15 protein-coding genes and 1 pseudogene are annotated in these 16,276 nt (G+C 74.1%); 11 read left to right on the forward strand and 5 right to left on the reverse strand.

All coding sequences use genetic code 11. From position 1 onward, the window contains the following. From AMK29_RS14650 to AMK29_RS14680, 7 genes and pseudogenes are all read left to right on the forward strand, one after another. Positions 1-1,395: pseudogene (locus AMK29_RS14650) on the forward strand (CocE/NonD family hydrolase C-terminal non-catalytic domain-containing protein); the annotation flags it as partial. Next, positions 1,392-2,699: a M14 family metallopeptidase gene (locus tag AMK29_RS14655; protein WP_073812733.1), complete on the forward strand. Its 1,308-nt coding sequence runs from the start codon at positions 1,392-1,394 to the stop codon at positions 2,697-2,699. The pseudogene AMK29_RS14650 and the gene AMK29_RS14655, both read left to right, overlap by 4 nt. Positions 2,700-2,819: 120 nt before the next feature. Further along, the gene (locus AMK29_RS14660; RefSeq protein ID WP_073812734.1) at positions 2,820-3,122 is read left to right on the forward strand and encodes a hypothetical protein; all 303 of its coding nucleotides are present in this window, start codon (positions 2,820-2,822) and stop codon (positions 3,120-3,122) included. 214 nt (positions 3,123-3,336) lie between these two features. After that, on the forward strand, positions 3,337-3,849 hold the full coding sequence (locus tag AMK29_RS14665; RefSeq protein ID WP_073812736.1) for a hypothetical protein: 513 nt from the start codon (positions 3,337-3,339) through the stop codon (positions 3,847-3,849). After that, on the forward strand, positions 3,849-5,486 hold the full coding sequence (locus AMK29_RS14670) for an ABC-F family ATP-binding cassette domain-containing protein (protein ID WP_073812737.1): 1,638 nt from the start codon (positions 3,849-3,851) through the stop codon (positions 5,484-5,486). Before AMK29_RS14665 ends, AMK29_RS14670 begins: the two co-directional genes overlap by 1 nt. After that, positions 5,486-6,214 carry a 2-phosphosulfolactate phosphatase gene (locus tag AMK29_RS14675; protein WP_073812739.1) on the forward strand — a complete coding sequence of 243 codons (729 nt, stop codon included), beginning with the start codon at positions 5,486-5,488 and terminating at the stop codon, positions 6,212-6,214. Before AMK29_RS14670 ends, AMK29_RS14675 begins: the two co-directional genes overlap by 1 nt. After that, on the forward strand, positions 6,211-6,612 hold the full coding sequence (locus AMK29_RS14680; protein ID WP_073812740.1) for a hypothetical protein: 402 nt from the start codon (positions 6,211-6,213) through the stop codon (positions 6,610-6,612). The genes AMK29_RS14675 and AMK29_RS14680 overlap by 4 nt, the downstream gene beginning before the upstream one ends. 164 nt (positions 6,613-6,776) lie before the next feature. On the opposite strand, the gene AMK29_RS14685 is transcribed toward AMK29_RS14680, so the two are convergent. Both AMK29_RS14685 and AMK29_RS14690 read right to left on the reverse strand, forming a co-directional pair. Continuing rightward, on the reverse strand, positions 6,777-9,260 hold the full coding sequence (locus AMK29_RS14685) for a Tex family protein (RefSeq protein WP_073812742.1): 2,484 nt from the start codon (positions 9,258-9,260) through the stop codon (positions 6,777-6,779). Between the two features lie 113 nt (positions 9,261-9,373). Next, positions 9,374-10,240: an SCO6745 family protein gene (locus AMK29_RS14690; protein ID WP_073812743.1), complete on the reverse strand. Its 867-nt coding sequence runs from the start codon at positions 10,238-10,240 to the stop codon at positions 9,374-9,376. Positions 10,241-10,365: 125 nt separating this feature from the next. Here AMK29_RS14690 and AMK29_RS14695 point away from each other — a divergent pair, with 125 nt between their 5' ends. Further along, entirely contained in the window at positions 10,366-11,337 is a 972-nt protein-coding gene (locus tag AMK29_RS14695) for a GlxA family transcriptional regulator (RefSeq protein ID WP_073812745.1), read from the forward strand. Positions 11,338-11,366: 29 nt separating this feature from the next. After that, complete coding sequence (locus AMK29_RS14700; RefSeq protein WP_073812747.1) at positions 11,367-12,005, forward strand: DJ-1/PfpI family protein; 639 nt, start codon at positions 11,367-11,369, stop codon at positions 12,003-12,005. 3 nt (positions 12,006-12,008) lie between these two features. Here the strand turns inward: AMK29_RS14700 and AMK29_RS14705 are convergent, their stop codons facing one another. Further along, positions 12,009-12,752, reverse strand: a complete 744-nt coding sequence (locus AMK29_RS14705; protein WP_073812748.1) for an enoyl-CoA hydratase/isomerase family protein — start codon at positions 12,750-12,752, stop codon at positions 12,009-12,011. A gap of 66 nt (positions 12,753-12,818) precedes the next feature. Here AMK29_RS14705 and AMK29_RS14710 point away from each other — a divergent pair, with 66 nt between their 5' ends. Together AMK29_RS14710 and AMK29_RS14715 are read left to right on the forward strand one after the other, a co-directional pair. After that, positions 12,819-13,481, forward strand: a complete 663-nt coding sequence (locus AMK29_RS14710) for an HdeD family acid-resistance protein (RefSeq protein ID WP_198942243.1) — start codon at positions 12,819-12,821, stop codon at positions 13,479-13,481. Positions 13,482-13,584: 103 nt separating this feature from the next. Beyond that, positions 13,585-14,133 carry an ATP-binding protein gene (locus tag AMK29_RS14715; protein WP_443334070.1) on the forward strand — a complete coding sequence of 183 codons (549 nt, stop codon included), beginning with the start codon at positions 13,585-13,587 and terminating at the stop codon, positions 14,131-14,133. Here AMK29_RS14715 and idi read toward each other — a convergent pair. Both idi and AMK29_RS14725 read right to left on the reverse strand, forming a co-directional pair. Further along, positions 14,099-14,719, reverse strand: coding sequence for an isopentenyl-diphosphate Delta-isomerase (gene idi / locus AMK29_RS14720; protein WP_073812752.1), 621 nt, complete (start codon positions 14,717-14,719; stop codon positions 14,099-14,101). The genes AMK29_RS14715 and idi overlap by 35 nt on opposite strands. A 152-nt stretch (positions 14,720-14,871) precedes the next feature. Further along, positions 14,872-16,119: a bifunctional class I SAM-dependent methyltransferase/N-acetyltransferase gene (locus AMK29_RS14725; RefSeq protein ID WP_073812754.1), complete on the reverse strand. Its 1,248-nt coding sequence runs from the start codon at positions 16,117-16,119 to the stop codon at positions 14,872-14,874. Positions 16,120-16,276 lie beyond the last annotated feature (157 nt).

Consider the following 16,276-nt stretch of genomic DNA (forward strand, 5'->3'; position numbering starts at 1 on the left):
AAGAGCTGGGACGGCACCGTCGCCAACGGCGTCGCCGCCACCGGCGTCGAAGGCCTGAAGACGATCGTCCCGATCGGCGCCATCTCCTCCTGGTACGACTACTTCCACTCCCAGGGCGCCCCCCTCTACGACGCCAACCCGAGCTGGCTCTCCGCGTACGTCAACAGCCCCGAGGCGCAGGCCCGCTGCGGCGCCGTCCAGGACCGCATCACCGTCGGCACCCCCTACAGCGGCGACCGGACCCCGGCCTGGACCGAGCGCGACCACGTCAGGGACGCGGGCAAGGTCAGGGCGAGCGTCTTCGTCGTGCACGGTCAGCAGGACCTCAACGTGCGCGCGAACCAGTTCGGCCGGTGGTGGGACGCGCTCGCCGCCCACGGCGTCGAGCGGAAGATCTGGCTCTCCCAGACCGGCCACGTCGACCCCTTCGACTTCCGCCGCGCCGAGTGGGTCCGCACCCTGCACCGCTGGTTCGACCACCACCTCCTCGGCTACGAGAACGGCATCGACCGCGAGCCGGTCGCCGACATCGAGCGGGCACCGGACCGCTGGACCACCGACCGGCACTGGCCGCCCCGCACCACCGCGCCCACCACCCTGCGCCCCGCCCCTGGCGCCCCGGCGGGACCCGGCGTCCTCGGCCGCGCCCCCGCCGCCCCCGGTTCCACCGCGACCTTCACCGACGACCCGGGCCTCGGCGAGCTCGACTGGTCGGCCCGCATCGACAGCGCGACCCCGGAGAAGGCCGGATTCGTCACCCGCCCCCTCTCCCGCGACCTGCGGATCTCCGGCTCCTCGAAGGTGACGCTCACCGCCACCCCGAGCACCAGCACCGCCCACCTCACCGCCGTCCTCGTCGACCTGGGCCCCGACACGATTCGCGACTACGGCGCCGCCGGCGAAGGCATCACCACCCTCACCGACCGCACCTGCTGGGGCGCGAGCACCCCCGGCGACAGCGCCTGCTTCAAGGAGACCGAGGCCCGCACGACGGACGTCGGCTTCACGGTCGTCAGCCGGGGATGGGCCGATCTCGGTACCTGGGCCGACCCGGGCCGGGAGCGCCCGCTGACCCCCGGCAGGGCGTACACGATGACCCTGGACCTCGCCTCCACCGACCATGTCGTCCCGGCCGGGCACCGGCTCGCCCTGATCGTCGGAGGTACCGACAAGGACCTCCTCGATCCCCCGTCGACCACCCCGACCCTGGTCCTCGACCTCGCCCGGACCCGGGCCGAGCTGCCGCTGGTGGGCGGCGCCGCGGCCTTCGCCCGGGCCACCTCGGGGCCGTACCCGGCCGTGCCGGCGCCCTCCGCCGTACCGTCCCCGCTCGGCGCCGAACCGCCGGTCGCGGTCACCGGTCCCCGCCTCCCCGGAGCAGGAGCCGCCCGATGACGTCCCCCGCCGCCCTCCGGAGCTCACGGCGCGCCCTCGCCCTCGTGGCGGGCGCCGCGGCGCTCGCCCTGCCGCTCGTCACCGTCCCCGCCGAGGCCGCGGACAGCGCACCCGTGAAACCCCTCCCGCGCACCGGGTTCGAGACGACCCGCGGCGCGCGATGGACCACCGAGGCCGAGGAGCGGGACTTCCTCACGGCCGTCGACCGGGCGAGCGAGCGCGTGTCGCTGCGGGTCATCGGCACCACCGCCCAGGGCCGCCCGCTCCGGCTCGCCACCCTCGGCACGGGCCGCACCACGGTGCTGCTCGTCTGCAGCCAGCACGGCGACGAGCCGGCGGGCCGCGAGGCCTGTCTGAGCACGGTGCGCGACCTCGCCCACGCCCAGGACCCGGAGACCCGGCGTCTCCTCGCCCGGACGACCCTCCTGGTCGTCCCCACCGCCAACCCCGACGGCCGGGAGGCCGACACCCGGGGCAACGGCGACGGGGTCGACGTCAACCGCGACCACATCGCGTTGCGGACCGCCGAGGCACGGGCGGTCGCCGCCGTCATCCGCGACCGTCGCCCCGAACTCGTCTACGACCTGCACGAGTACGGTGCCACCCCCCGGTACTACGACAAGGACCTGCTCGCCCTCTGGCCGCGCAGCCTCGACACCGACCCGCACGTCCACGACGAGTCCCGGACCCTCTCCGAGGCCTACGTCCGGCCCGCCGCCGGGCTCGCCGGCTACAGCAGCGGCATCTACGGCATCTGGACCGACCCCCTCACCGGCAAGCCGATCAAGCAGGTCGCCGGCGACGGCCAGGAACGGATCCTGCGCAACACGGCCGGCATCAAGCACTCCGCGGGCCTGCTCGTCGAGACCCGGGTGGACGCGCTCGACGAGGCCGAGCAGAACGATCCCGCACGCAACCACCGGCGTCGGGTCGCCACCCAGCACGCCGCCCTCGAGGGCGCCTTCGCCTATGTAGAGGAGCGCCGCGGCCCGCTCACGGCGGCCACCGCCGCCGCCCGGCTCGCCGGGTTCGCCGACCGGGGGCCGGTCCACCTCGGCGGCGCGGACAACGATCCGCCGGAGCCCGGCGAGATCATCGCCGACCCACCGTGCGGCTACCGCCTCGACGCCGCCCAGTACGCCGAGGTCGGCGACGAACTGGCCCTGCACGGCGTCACCGTACGCCCGGAGAGCGCGGGGGTGTTCGTGCCGCTGCGCCAGTCGCGGCGCGCGCTCGTCCCGCTGCTCCTGGACGCGCGGGCCACCTATCACCTCGTCAGTGGCAGTCCTGTGGAGGAGTGTTGACGATCACGTGCCGCGGGGACGCGATGGCGTGATTCCGATCTTTGCCGAGGTAAAGTTACCGACTGGTACTGACCATGCCTCGAACGGGTCCCCACGGCCCGGAAGTTGGAGCGAACCACCATGCGCCACACGAAGACCGCACGTCGCGTCCTGACGTCACTGCTCGCCACCACGCTGCTCGCCGGAGGCGTACTGCTCGGCCAGACGGTGACCGCCGAGCCCGCCGCCGCCGGCACCATCACCTGCAACGTCACCAAGCTGCGGACCGACGCCCGCAAGGAGCGCGACCGGGCCGCCCAGCTCAAGCGTCTCGGCGCCACGACGGAGGCCCGCAAGGCCCTCGCCCGCGCCGACGCGCTGGAGCGCCGCGCCCGCCAGTGCGCCGACGCCGACAACAACAGCAGGCCGCCGCTCTGGAAGTGACGGCCGTACGCGGGGCGGGGACCGGTCGACGAGACCGGCCCCCGCCCCGCGGTCGCCTCCGGCCTCTGCCCCCGCGGTCGCCTCCGGCGCCCCCGCCCCTGCCCCGCCGCCGTCTCCGAGCCGCGCGCCCGGGGGCGGTCCGTACCGGGACCGGTACATTTCCGGGACGGCCCAGCCATGGAACGGGGCCTCCCACCGGGGAATGCTTGCAGTCATGCCGGCCGCGTACACGACTCTCGACCTCGCCCCCGCCGTCCTCCCGGACGGTGCCCCTCCCTGGGGCTCGCCCCACCCCCGGCCCGACGACCTCGACCTCGTCGTCGACGGCCGCCAGCTGCTCCACCGCCTCGACGAGGCCGACGGCACCGACGCGGTCTCGCCCCTGGCGGCCGACCTGCCGCCCACCCTCCGCGCCGAGCACGTCCGCCGGCTCCTCGACCCCGTCCCCTCGCTCGCGGACGGCCGCCAGGTGATCCACTCCTGCCCCGACTGCGCGGACCCCGGCTGCGGAGCCGTCACGGCCGTCGTCGAGCGCGCTGGGGAGCACGGCGAGGACATCGTCTGGCGCGACTTCGCCTGGCAGACCGGCCCCACCGCCGACCCGCGTGAGGGCTACCCCGGCGTCGGCCCCTTCCGCTTCCACGGCGCCACCTACCGGGCCGTGCTGATGCGGCTCCTCGACGCCTCGGCACGGCGTTCGGGACAGGCCCTAGAATTCGTTCCCTGATGACTGCAACCCTCGTCGCCAAGGACCTCGCCGCCGGCCACGGCGAACGCACCCTCTTCGCCTCGCTCGACCTCGTCGTCGCCCCCGGCGACGTCATCGGCCTCGTCGGTGTCAACGGCGCCGGGAAGTCGACCCTGCTGCGGCTCCTCGCCGGGATCGACACCCCCGAGGAGGGCGAGCTCCGGCTCTCCCCGCCCACCGCCGCCGTCGGCCACCTCCCGCAGGAGCCGGAGCGCCGCACCGGGGAGACCGTGCGGGAGTTCCTCGCCCGCCGCACCGGCGTCGCCGCCGCCCAGGCCGCCATGGACGAGGCCACCCAGGGCCTCGTCGACGGCACGCCCGGCTCCGACGACGCGTACGCCACGACCCTGGAGACGTGGCTGAACCTCGGCGGCGCGGACCTCGACGAGCGCGCCGAGGAGGTCGCCGACTCCCTCGGCCTCACCGTCGGCCTCGACCAGCCGATGACCTCCCTCTCCGGCGGCCAGGCCGCCCGCGCCGGCCTCGCCTCGCTCCTCCTCTCGCGCTACGACGTCTTCCTCCTCGACGAGCCCACGAACGACCTGGACCTCGAAGGCCTGGAGCGCCTGGAGTCCTTCGTCAAGGGGCTGCGCGCCGGGACGGTCGTCGTCAGCCACGACCGCGAGTTCCTCACCCGTACCGTCACCAAGGTCCTCGAACTCGATCTCGCCCAGCAGCAGATCACCCTGTACGGCGGCGGTTACGAGGCGTACCTGGAGGAGCGGGACACCGCCAGGCGCCACGCGCGCGAGGAGTTCGAGGAGTACGCCGGCAGGAAGGCCGCCCTCGAAGCGCGCGGCCACATGCAGCGGTCCTGGATGGACAAGGGCGTCAGGAACGCCCGCCGCAAGGCCACCGACGGCGACAAGCTCGGACGCAACGCCCGCAGCGAGGCCAGCGAGAAGCAGGCCGCGAAGGCCCGCCAGACCCAGCGCATGATCGAACGCCTCGACGTCGTCGACGAGCCCCGCAAGGAGTGGGAGCTGCGCATGGAGATCGCGGCCGCGCCGCGCTCCGGCTCGGTCGTCGCGACCCTGCGCGAGGCCGAGGTGCGCCGCGGCGACTTCGCCTTCGGCCCGGTCACCCTCCAGATCGACTGGGCCGACCGGGTCGCCGTCACCGGCGCCAACGGCGCCGGGAAGTCGACCCTGCTCGCCGCCCTCCTGGGCCGGCTGCCACTGGACGCGGGTGACGCGGTCCTCGGCTCGGGTGTCGTCGTCGGCGAGGTCGACCAGGCCCGCAAGCTCTTCCACGGCACGGAGACCCTGCTGGAGGCGTTCTGCGCGGCCGTGCCCGACACGGAGCCCGCGGAGGTCCGTACCCTGCTGGCCAAGTTCGGCCTCAAGGCCGCCCATGTGATGCGGCCCGCGACCACGCTCTCCCCGGGCGAGCGGACCAGGGCCGCGCTCGCCCTGCTCCAGGGGCGGGGCGTGAACCTGCTCGTCCTCGACGAGCCGACCAACCATCTGGACCTGCCGGCCATCGAGCAGCTGGAGACCGCGCTCGACTCGTACACCGGCACCCTGCTGCTCGTCACCCATGACCGGCGGATGCTCGACGCGGTCCGCACCACCCGGCGCGTCGAGGTCGCCGACGGCAAGGTGACCGAACTCTGATGGCGGTCGCCTTCGGCTGGGGGCCCGTGGCGGCACGGGTCCTCGCCCCCTCGGCCGCCTGCGTGGTCGTCGTGGACGTGCTGTCCTTCACCACGGCCGTGGGCGTCGCCGTCGAGGGCGGCACCGCCGTCCACCCGTACCGCTGGCGGGACGCCACCGCCGTCGCGTACGCGCGGGAGAAGGGCGCCGTCCTCGCCGTCGGCCGGAGCGAGGCCACGCCGGCGCATCCGTGGACGCTCTCCCCGGCCGCGCTGCGGGCGGCGCCCGTGCCCGACCGGCTCGTCCTGCCGTCCCCGAACGGCTCCACGATCGCGGCGGAGGCCGCGTCGCACGGCGCCACCGTCGTCGCCGCCTCCCTGCGCAACCACACGGCCGTCGCCCGCTGGCTCACCGACCGGGGCCACGGATCGGCCGAGCGCCCGCTCGCCGTCATCGCCGCCGGGGAGCGGTGGCCCGACGGCTCGCTGCGCCCGGCGTTGGAAGACCTGCTGGGCGCCGGCGCCGTCCTGGCCGGGCTCGCGGGCCCGCACCCCCTGACCCCGGAGGCGACCGCGGCGGCCACGCTGTGGTCGGCCACCGAGGACCCGGGCACCGCCTTGCACGGCTGTGACTCGGGCCGTGAACTGTACGAGTACGGCTTTCCGCAGGACGTGGCCGTGGCCGCGGAGGTCGACAGCTCGACGGCCGTCCCCGTCCTCGTGGACGGCGCTTTCCAGGAGGCACCATGACCGACCTACTGACCCGGCTCACCGAGATGCTGGACGATCTGGACGCGGACGTCGACGAGACGATCGACCTCGCCGACGAGATCGCGGCCTCGGGCGACGCCGGGCTCCTGCCGCGCCTCCAGGCGGAGCTGGACCAGGCCCTGGCCGACCGGAACGCCTACGCCCGTGAGCTCCTCGGCGGTGTCCTCGCCGCCATCGGCGGCCCGGACGCCCTGCCCGCGCTGATCCGCGCCTCCGCCGTCGACCTCGGAGACGACCAGGACGGTCTGGCCGCCGAGATCGTCGACCTGGTCCAGGCGGACCCGAAGACGGCCCGCGCCCTCCTCCAGCCCCTCACGGCGGACGAGGACCTCTCGGTCGCCAACCGCGCCGACTGGGCCATGCGCTTCCTGCCGTAGACCGCGTCGACGTCGTAGACGCCGCAGACCTGTCCGCAAGGTCCCGTCCGGAACAGGTGCCGGGCGCGCACGACCACGGCGTCGGCGTCGGCCCACCGCGTCGGAACGGTCTCCCCGGGGGCGGGGCCACGACCCGTCGGGCCGTGGCCCCGCCCCCCGTGCGGTCAGCGGCGCTTGCCGCCGCCCTCGCCCAGGAGGCCTGCCTTGCGCAGGGCGTCGGCCATCGCGCTGTTCGCGGGCGCGGGGGCGGAGGCGCGGTCCCGGCCGCCCCGCTCCGACTGCCCGCCCCGGCCGCTCCGGTCGCCCTGACCGCCACCCCGGCCGTCCCGGCCCCGGTCGGCCTGCCCGGCGCGGTCGGGCTGCCCGCCCCGGTTCCCGCGCTCGCCCCGGCCGCCGCCCTGCCGCTGCTGCGGCGGCCGACCGGAGCGCTCGCCCCGCTCACGCCGGGGAGCGCCGTCAGGGGCCTCGGCGCCCGTCCGGTCGTCGAGCCGCAGCGTCAGCGAGATCCGCTTGCGCGGGATGTCGACGTCCTGGACCTTCACCTTGACCACGTCGCCGGGCTTCACCACGTCGCGCGGGTCCTTGACGAAGTTCTTCGACATCGCGGACACGTGCACCAGACCGTCCTGGTGCACACCGATGTCGACGAACGCCCCGAAGGCGGCGACGTTGGTGACGACCCCTTCGAGGACCATCCCGGACTCCAGGTCGCCGATCTTCTCGACGCCCTCCTTGAAGGTGGCCGTCCTGAACGCCGGTCGCGGGTCCCGGCCCGGCTTCTCCAGCTCGCGCAGGATGTCCGTCACCGTCGGCAGACCGAAGGTCTCGTCGACGAAGTCGTCCGCCCGGAGCGAGCGCAGCGTGCCCGTGTCACCGATGAGCGCCGCGACCTCGCCGCCCGTCGCCTTCACCATCCGGCGCACCACCGGGTACGCCTCGGGGTGCACCGACGAGGCGTCGAGCGGGTCGTCGCCGCCCCGGATGCGCAGGAAGCCCGCGCACTGCTCGTACGCCTTCGGACCCAGCCTGGCCACGTCCTTCAGCGCCCGGCGGGAGCGGAAGGGGCCGTTGGCGTCCCGGTGCGCGACGATGTTCTCCGCGAGACCGGAGCTGATGCCCGAGACCCGCGAGAGGAGCGGCGCGGAGGCGGTGTTGACGTCGACGCCGACGCCGTTCACACAGTCCTCGACGACCGCGTCGAGGGAGCGCGAGAGCTTCACCTCGGCCAGGTCGTGCTGGTACTGGCCGACGCCGATGGACTTCGGGTCGATCTTCACGAGCTCCGCGAGCGGGTCCTGGAGCCGCCGCGCGATGGACACGGCGCCGCGCAACGACACGTCGAGACCGGGAAGTTCCTGGGAGGCGAACGCGGAGGCCGAGTAGACCGAGGCCCCCGCCTCCGAGACCATCACCTTGGTCAGGTTCAACTCGGGGTGCTTGTCGAGCAGTTCGGCCGCCAGCTTGTCGGTCTCGCGGGAGGCCGTGCCGTTGCCGATCGCGACCAGCTCGACCGCGTGCTCCTTCGCCAGGCGGGCCAGCCTCTCCAGCGCCTGGTCCCACTTGTTGGCGGGCACGTGCGGATAGATCGTGTCGGTGGCCACGACCTTCCCGGTCGCGTCGACCACGGCGACCTTCACACCCGTACGGAAGCCGGGGTCGAGGCCCAGCGTCGCCCGGGTGCCGGCGGGCGCGGCGAGCAGCAGGTCGCGCAGGTTGGCCGCGAAGACCCGGACCGCCTCGTCCTCGGCGGCCGTCCGCAGCCGCAGCCGCAGGTCGATCCCGAGGTGGACCAGGATCCGCGTCCGCCAGGCCCAGCGGACGGTGTCCTGGAGCCACTTGTCGCCGGGGCGCCCCCGGTCGGCCACGCCGAAGCGGTGCGCGACGATCCCCTCGTACGAGGAGGGCCCGGGGGTCTCGGAGGGCTCCTCCGGCTCCAGGTCGAGGCTGAGGACGTCCTCCTTCTCGCCGCGCAGCATGGCGAGCACCCGGTGGGAGGGCAGCGCCGTGAACGGTTCGGCGAAGTCGAAGTAGTCGGCGAACTTCGCCCCGGCCTCCTCCTTGCCCTCACGCACCTTCGCCACGAGCCGGCCCCGGCCCCACATGCGCTCGCGCAGCTCCCCGATGAGGTCGGCGTCCTCGGAGAACCTCTCCGCGAGGATCGCCCGTGCCCCCTCCAGGGCAGCGGCGGCGTCCGCGACGCCCTTGTCCGCGTCCACGAAAGCCGCGGCGGCGGCCGCCGGCTCCACCGACGGGTCGGCCAGCAGCCCCTCCGCCAGCGGTTCGAGACCGGCTTCGCGCGCGATCTGGGCCTTGGTCCGGCGCTTCGGCTTGAAGGGCAGGTAGATGTCCTCCAGGCGCGCCTTGGTGTCGGCGGCCCGGATCCGGGCCTCCAGCTCCTCCGTCAGCTTGCCCTGCTCGCGGACCGAGTCGAGGACCGCCGACCGGCGGTCCTCGAGTTCGCGCAGATAGCGCAGCCGCTCCTCCAGGGTGCGCAGCTGCGCGTCGTCGAGCATCTCCGTCGCTTCCTTGCGGTAGCGCGCGATGAACGGCACGGTCGAGCCGCCGTCGAGCAGCTCGACGGCTGCCTTCACCTGTCGCTCGCGTACGCCGAGCTCCTCGGCGATCCTTGCTTCGATGGACGTCGTCACGGTGTCCCGACTCGCCTTCTCGTGCCTCAAGCTTGCGAGTGCATTGTGCCGGGTCGCTCACCCGTACGCGGCATCCGACCCGGTGACGCGCGCGCCGGGACCCCCGGCGCGCCTCAGCCCTTGCCGAGGAGGTCGGCCGGGAAGGCGCCCGCACCGGCCGCCGCGACGGCGAAGCCACGGGCCAGTTCGGTGAGCCGCTCGACCCCGGCCGCGCCGAGGTGGTCGTACGGCGCGGTGTCCAGCCGGTCCGTGACCTCCTCCACGTCCTCCCGCAGCCTCGTCCCCGCCTCGGTCAGCTCCCCGTCGGCGTCGAGCAGGCCGCGGTCGCGCAGCCGCTCGGCCGCCGCCTCCCAGTCGGCGCGCCGCCAGCCGCGGCTGCCGAGGAACCATCGCGGGCTCATGGCCCTGCCGGTCGCCGTGTGCGAGACGACCGCCTCGATGGGGTCGAGGCCCAGCGTGAGCAGGGCCGTGAGGTGGCCGTCGCCCCGGTGCTCGCGCAGCAGGGTCGCGGCGTGCCAGTAGGCGAGGTGGGGGGCCTCGGGCACCGGCAGGTCGGCGTTGGCGGAGTAGAGCGGCCGGGCGTGGCGGGTGCAGGCCTCGGCGGCGCGCAGGGCGAGCTCGGCGGCCTCGGCCATCTCGGGGGAGGAGGCCGTCTCCTCGCCGAACAGCCGCCGCAGGGTCGTGTCGGCGGCGCGCAGGCGCGCGTCGAGGACGGCCGCGGGGGAGGCGGTCTCCCAGACGGCGGGCAGGTGCCGGGCGAGCAGCTCGTGGTTGTAGTTGTAGAAGGTCGCGGAGACGGTTCCGGCGCCGACGGCGCCGAGGGGGGCGCTGCGCGCGGCGAGTCGCGCCGCCGAGGTGTCGGTGATGCCGAGGGCGCCGCACTCGCGGTCGAGGTCGGGCGAGAAGTAGAGCGTGGTGTGGACCGTGTTGACGGCGTTGTGGCAACGGCGTCCGGCGCGCGGGGGGAGCGTGGTCGTCATGGATCGAACGTTACCGACTGGTCGGTACGACGGGAACAGCGGGCGGCTCCCGGCGTCCGCCCCATGGCAGGAAAGGTGGGTTCTCCGTCGTTGCGGACACCGCGGGTCCCGCCAAGGATGGAGCCATGACGCAGCGACCCGTACTCGTCGTCCTCTTCGACGGCGTCCAGAGCCTCGACGTGACCGGCCCCTTCGAGGTGTTCGCCGGTGCGGGCCGCGCCGCCGGGGACCCGGCCGCGTACCCCCTGCGCACCGCCTCCCTGGACGGCGGACCGGTCCGTACGCACAGCGGGCTGCGGCTGCTCCCCGACACCACCCTCGCCGAGGCGGTCGCCGACGGCCCCCCGCACACCCTCGTCGTTCCCGGCGGCGAGGGGACCCGCGCCCCCGCCCCCGCCCTGATCGACTGGCTGCGCACCCACGCTCCCGACGCCGGCCGCCTGGTCTCCGTGTGCACCGGGGCGCTGCTGCTCGCCGAGGCCGGTCTCCTCGACGGGCACCGGGCGACGACCCACTGGGCCACCTGCGACCACCTCGCCCGCCGCTATCCCGAGGTCGACGTGGACCCGGACCCGATCTTCGTACGGGACGGCCGGCTCTCCACCTCCGCCGGCGTCACGGCCGGCATCGACCTGTCGCTCGCCCTGGTGGAGGAGGACCTCGGCCGGGACGTGGCCCTGACCGTCGCCCGCCACCTGGTGGTCTTCCTGCGCCGCCCCGGCAACCAGGCCCAGTTCAGCGCCCAGCTGTCCGCCCAGACCGCCCGCCGGGAGCCGCTGCGCGACCTCCAGCTGTGGATCACCGAGCACCCCGCGGAGGACCTCTCCGTCGAGGCGCTCGCCGCCCGCGTCCGGCTCTCGCCCCGCCACTTCGCCCGAGCCTTCCACGCGGAGACCGGCACCCCGCCCGGCCGCTACGTCGACCGGGTCAGGCTCGAACACGCCCGCAGGCTCCTGGAGGAGACCTCGCGCGGTGTCGAGGAGGTCGCCCGAGCCTCGGGCTACGGCACCCCCGAGGCGATGCGCCGCGCCTTCCTCAAGGCCCTGGGGACCGCCCCCGCGGAGTACCGCCGCCGATTCCACGCCGTTCTCGGCTGACCCGTCCCACCCACCGAAGGGGAACACCTATGCAGATCGCCGTCCTGCTCTACGAAGGCCTCACCACCCTCGACGCCGTCGGCCCGTACGAACTGCTCGCCCGGCTTCCCGGAGCCGAGACCGTCTTCGTCGCCAAGGAGGCGGGCCAGGTCAGGAACGACCAGGGCAGTCTCGCGCTCGTCGCCGACAGGAGCCTCACCGAGGTCCCGCACCCGGACATCGTGCTCGTGCCCGGCGGGCCCGGCTCCCGGAGGTTCCAGGACGACCCAGAGATCCAGGCCTGGCTCCGTACCGCGGACGAGACCAGCACCTGGACCACCTCGGTCTGCACGGGGTCGCTGCTCCTCGCCTCCGCCGGGCTGCTGAACGGCCGCCGCGCCACCACCCACTGGCTCGCCTACGACGAACTCAGGGCGCTGGGCGTCGAACCCACCGGCGAGCGGGTGGTCTTCGACGGCAAGTACGTCACGGCCGCCGGCGTCTCCTCCGGCATCGACATGGCCCTGCACCTGCTCGGCCGGATCGCGGGGGACGAGGTCGCCCAGACGGTCCAGCTGCTCGCCGAGTACGACCCGCAGCCGCCGTACGACGCCGGCTCGCCGGACAAGGCCCCGGCCGGGATCGTCGCGCGCTGGCGCGGCGAGAGCGAGACCGTGCTGGCGGGCTGAGGCTCAGAGCCCGTAGGAGAAGCGGGGCGCGCGGCGCTCAAGGAAGGCGGCGACACCCTCCTCGGTGTCGCCGCTGCCGTGTGCCTGCGCGGCCCAGTGGGCGTCCCGGTCCAGGCGCCCGTCGGCGAACTCCTTGGCCGCCGCCTGCGTCAGGAGCGAGCGCGAGGCCAGCACCCGGGCGAACTCGGCCACCCGCTTGTCCAGCTCGCCCACGGGGTGGACCTCGTCCACGAACCCGGTCCGCAGCGCCCGTTCCGCGTCGATCAACTCGCCGGAGAACAGCAGGTACTTGGCGGCCGACGGCCCCACGAGAGCGGCGAGCCTCCGGGTCGAGGAGGACGGATAGACGATCCCGAGCTTCGCCGGGGTGATCCCGAAGCGGGCGCCCTCCTCGGCGAACCGCAGGTCGCAGGCGGCGGCGAGCTGGCTGCCGCCGCCGACGCAGAAGCCCCGGACCGCGGCGAGGGTCGGCTTGGGAAAGGCCGCGAGGGTCTCCTCGGCCGCCACCGCGAGCCTCTGCTGCTCGTCACCGGGCTCGCGGAGCGCCGAGATGTCCGCCCCGGCGCAGAAGGTGTCGCCCGCGCCCGTCAGGACCAGGACCCGCACCGCCGGGTCGACGGCGAGCCGCTCCAGGACGCCGGGCAGGGCGCGCCACATGCCGGCGCTCATCGCGTTGCGCTTGGCGGGGTTGGCGATGACGACGGTGGCGATCCCGTCCGTGACGCTGTCCTTCAGCTGCGGCTCCATGGGCCGGATGCTATCCGCCGTACCCGAACGTACGATCAGGAAGGGGTCGCCCCGAGGAGGCGCCGCATGGCCAAGGACACCACGCCCGGGCATCCGGATCCCGCCGAGGACATGGCCCGGGAGGGGAAGCGGCTCAGCCGCAGCTTCGGCAGGCTCGCCGCGCTCGGCATCCTGCTCGCCATCGGCGGAGTCGTCGGCCTGGTCTACACGGGCCTCGCCACCCTGACCTCGATGCTTCTCTTCGGTTGGCTGCTGCTGATCGGCGGCGTCGTGGGTCTGCTCCAGGCCATCCAGTCGCGGGGCACCAGCTACTTCTGGCTCGCCGTCGTGGTGGCCGCCCTGAACATCGCCGCCGGGATCGTGGTGATCCGTCACCCGGAGGGCTCGGCGGAGGCGCTGACGATGTTCGCCGCCCTGCTCTTCCTGACCGGCGGTGTCTTCCGGCTGGTCGGCAGCGTGGTGGTGCGCGGGCCGCAGTTCGGCTGGACCCTCCTCCAGGGAGCCTTCGGCCTGCTCCTCGGCCTGCTCGTCCTGTTCGACTGGCCGGAGAGCAGCCGGTACGTCCTCGGGGTCTTCTTCTCGCTCGCGCTGCTCTTCGACGGCCTCGGCCTGATCGCGATCGGGGTCGGCGGGCGCAGGATCGTCGGCATGGTGACCCCGGAACCGGCAGTCGCCGCTGGGGCGCCTCCGGAGTCGTCAGAAAGCGCCACCGACCAGTCGAACAACTGACATGGGCATACTCAACCGATCGGAAAACGGCCGATACGTGTCGACTTCTGGTCAGTAGGCAGGTCTGCCCCCACATATTGCCAAGACTCGATCCGTGGCGAGAATCGAGCACGAGGGTGGGAACCGGACCGTGGAGACCCACGGGGGTGGCCCCATCCGGCAACCGTCCTACGAAGGAGTCTGGCGCTTCACCGCTGCCGCGGTAGACGTCTCCGTCCCGCAGGCCCGGCACGCCGTACGTGACCTGCTGGTCCGCCAGGGCGTCCCGCTCCATGAGGAGATCATGGACGGCCTGCTGCTGATCGTCTCCGAGCTGGTCACCAACGCCGTGCGGCACGCGGCGCTGCTGTCGCCGGAGATAGCGGTGGAGGTGGCCATCGGCCCCGAGTGGATCCGGGTGTCGGTCGAGGACAACCACCCGTACCGTCCCAAGGCCCTCGTGGCGGACTACGGGCAGACGGGCGGCCGCGGGCTGCTCCTGGTCCGTGAGATCGCCCAGCAGTCCGGCGGCGCCTGCGACGTCGAGCACACCGCGAGCGGCGGCAAGATCATCTGGGCGGCACTGCCCCTGGCCCCGATGGCACCGGGACCGGAGGCAGTGATCCATCAGCCGGTCGTCACCAGCCCCCGGACGGACCCGTCAGTTCCCTGACCGCCGGGCGCGCCGCGTCCAGCACCGTCATGAACCAGGCGGAGAAGGGCGCGGCGGCGTGGCGCTCGGCCAGCTCGGCGGCGGTCACGAAGACGGTGTCCTCGACCTCCTCCGGGTCGGGCCGGGGCTCGGCCTGGACGAGGCCGACGAACAGGTGGTTGAACTCCTGCTCCACCAGGCCCGAGGCCGGGTCGGGGTGGTTGTAGCGGACGGTGCCCGCCTCCGCGAGCAGCGTGGGCGAGACGCGCAGCTCCTCGAAGGTCCGCCGGGCGGCCGCCGTGAACGGCGCCTCGCCCGGGTAGGGGTGGCCGCAGCAGGTGTTCGACCAGACGCCGGGGGAGTGGTACTTGCCCAGCGCCCGGCGCTGGAGCAGCAGCCGGCCCGACTCGTCGAAGAGGAAGACGGAGAAGGCGCGGTGCAGCAGCCCGGGCGCCTCGTGGGCGGCGAGCTTCTCGGCCGTGCCGATCGTCGTCCCGTCCTCGTCGACCAGTTCGAGCAAGATCGGCGCCGGGACTCCGGACGGCTGGACACCGTTCGACACGATCTCCGGCGAGATCTGAGCCGCGGTGGCTGGTGTGGTCGGCATACCCATCCTTCGCATCGGTCCTCGGCCCTGTGGGGGCACCTCAGTCTGCCGTACAAACCCGGCTTGTCGGCACTTCGACGGCCGGACGTGGCCGCTCCCGCCGCACCGGAGTACCTCCGGTGCGGCGGGAGCGGCGCGACGGCGCGAGGCGGTCAGACCCCGAAAGCCGCCGGATAGGCGATCGTGCCCGTCGGAACGGGAACGGAGTCGTCCAGCACGAGTGCCATCATCGCCTCGTCCGGAACGTCGAAACCTGGCTTGATTCCGTGTGCGGACGCACGTGCGAACCCGAACCTCGGGTAGTACTCCGGATGGCCCAGGACGAGGACGAGCGGCTCGCCCCGCAGCCGGGCCGCGTCGATCACGGCCCGGACGACGGCCTGCCCGGCCCCGGTCCGCTGGTGCTCCGGAGCCACGGACACCGGTGCGAGCGCCGCCGCGGGGGCGTCGCCCACCCGGCAGCGGGTGACCAGGGCGTGTGCGGCGACCGAGCCGTCGGGTGCCTCGGCCACGTACGACAGGCCCGGGAGCCAGGCGTCGGGGTCGAGCCGGAGCGCGTCGACCAGCTCGGCCTCCGCGTCCGACCCGAACGCCGCCGCCACGATCCGGCGCACCGCCGGAACGTCCTCGGCGGTCTCCTGGCGGGTGTGCCAGCGGGGATCGGCGGGCCGCAGCACGAACCCGGCGTACCCGTAGTCGGAGCCGTGCTCGCGCCGCAGCTCGATCTCGGCGCGCGCCCCGGCCACGGCTTCGGCCATGCCCGGCACGGCGGTGTCCGCCGCCTCCACGTGCGCGGCCAGGGGGCCGTAGTACTCGTCCCAGTCGCTCTCGGGCTGGGTGAAGGCCCCGAGGACGCGGTAGCCGGCCGCGACCGCCGCCTCGGCGTTCCCGGTGACGGTACGGAGCGGGTAGTTCTCCTCCCAGAAGGCGCGGGCCACCGGGCCCGGCTCCCCGGTGGTCCAGACGCACTCGGTGAGCACCAGGGTGCCCCCGGGCGCCAGGAGCCGGCGCCACTCGGCCAGCGCCCGGTCGAAGCCGAGGACGAAGACCGAGCTCTCGGCCCAGACCAGGTCGAAGGAGCCGTCGGGGAAGGGCAGCGCGCCCATGTCGGCGTGGAGGGTACGGACCGAGCCGTCGAGCCCGCGGGCGGCGGCGGACTCCCGCAGCTCCGCGAGGAACGGCTCGTGGGTGTCGACGGCGGTCACCTCGGCGCCCGCCTCGGCGGCCAGGAGCAGCGCGGAACGGCCGGGGCCGCAGCCCAGGTCGAGCACGCGCGGGCGCTCCGGGAGCCGCCCCGCGAGCGCGAGGAGCCGACGGGTGGTGGTGTCGGAGCCGGGGCCCTGCCGCGGAAGGCCGTGGTGCAGGGCGAAGAAGGAATCGTGCAGTGCGTTGTCGGACAACGTGGGAAACCCTTGGTGAGAGGGTCCCGGCCGACGACGTGACGTACCGGTGTGACCGGGGTCAGGTCAGCCGGAGACCCGGAGGCTGAGGGACGACCGGGCGCTACCGCTGCGGGCAGCCTCCATCGCGACGGTCATCAACCTCAGCTCCTCTCTC

Source organism: Streptomyces sp. CB02261 (genome assembly GCF_001905665.1).
Classification (GTDB): Bacteria; Actinomycetota; Actinomycetes; order Streptomycetales; family Streptomycetaceae; genus Streptomyces.

What these genes read in the sequence shown, in the direction of transcription:
- AMK29_RS14680 (WP_073812740.1), top strand. Translation starts at nt 6,211, where the DNA reads ATGACCGACCTACTGACCCGGCTCACCGAGATGCTGGACGATCTGGAC.
- AMK29_RS14690 (WP_073812743.1), bottom strand. Translation starts at nt 10,240, where the DNA reads ATGACGACCACGCTCCCCCCGCGCGCCGGACGCCGTTGCCACAACGCC.
- AMK29_RS14670 (WP_073812737.1), top strand. Translation starts at nt 3,849, where the DNA reads ATGACTGCAACCCTCGTCGCCAAGGACCTCGCCGCCGGCCACGGCGAA.
- AMK29_RS14660 (WP_073812734.1), top strand. Translation starts at nt 2,820, where the DNA reads ATGCGCCACACGAAGACCGCACGTCGCGTCCTGACGTCACTGCTCGCC.
- idi (WP_073812752.1), bottom strand. Translation starts at nt 14,719, where the DNA reads ATGCCGACCACACCAGCCACCGCGGCTCAGATCTCGCCGGAGATCGTG.
- AMK29_RS14655 (WP_073812733.1), top strand. Translation starts at nt 1,392, where the DNA reads ATGACGTCCCCCGCCGCCCTCCGGAGCTCACGGCGCGCCCTCGCCCTC.
- AMK29_RS14710 (WP_198942243.1), top strand. Translation starts at nt 12,819, where the DNA reads ATGGCCAAGGACACCACGCCCGGGCATCCGGATCCCGCCGAGGACATG.
- AMK29_RS14705 (WP_073812748.1), bottom strand. Translation starts at nt 12,752, where the DNA reads ATGGAGCCGCAGCTGAAGGACAGCGTCACGGACGGGATCGCCACCGTC.
- AMK29_RS14700 (WP_073812747.1), top strand. Translation starts at nt 11,367, where the DNA reads ATGCAGATCGCCGTCCTGCTCTACGAAGGCCTCACCACCCTCGACGCC.
- AMK29_RS14695 (WP_073812745.1), top strand. Translation starts at nt 10,366, where the DNA reads ATGACGCAGCGACCCGTACTCGTCGTCCTCTTCGACGGCGTCCAGAGC.
- AMK29_RS14665 (WP_073812736.1), top strand. Translation starts at nt 3,337, where the DNA reads ATGCCGGCCGCGTACACGACTCTCGACCTCGCCCCCGCCGTCCTCCCG.
- AMK29_RS14675 (WP_073812739.1), top strand. Translation starts at nt 5,486, where the DNA reads ATGGCGGTCGCCTTCGGCTGGGGGCCCGTGGCGGCACGGGTCCTCGCC.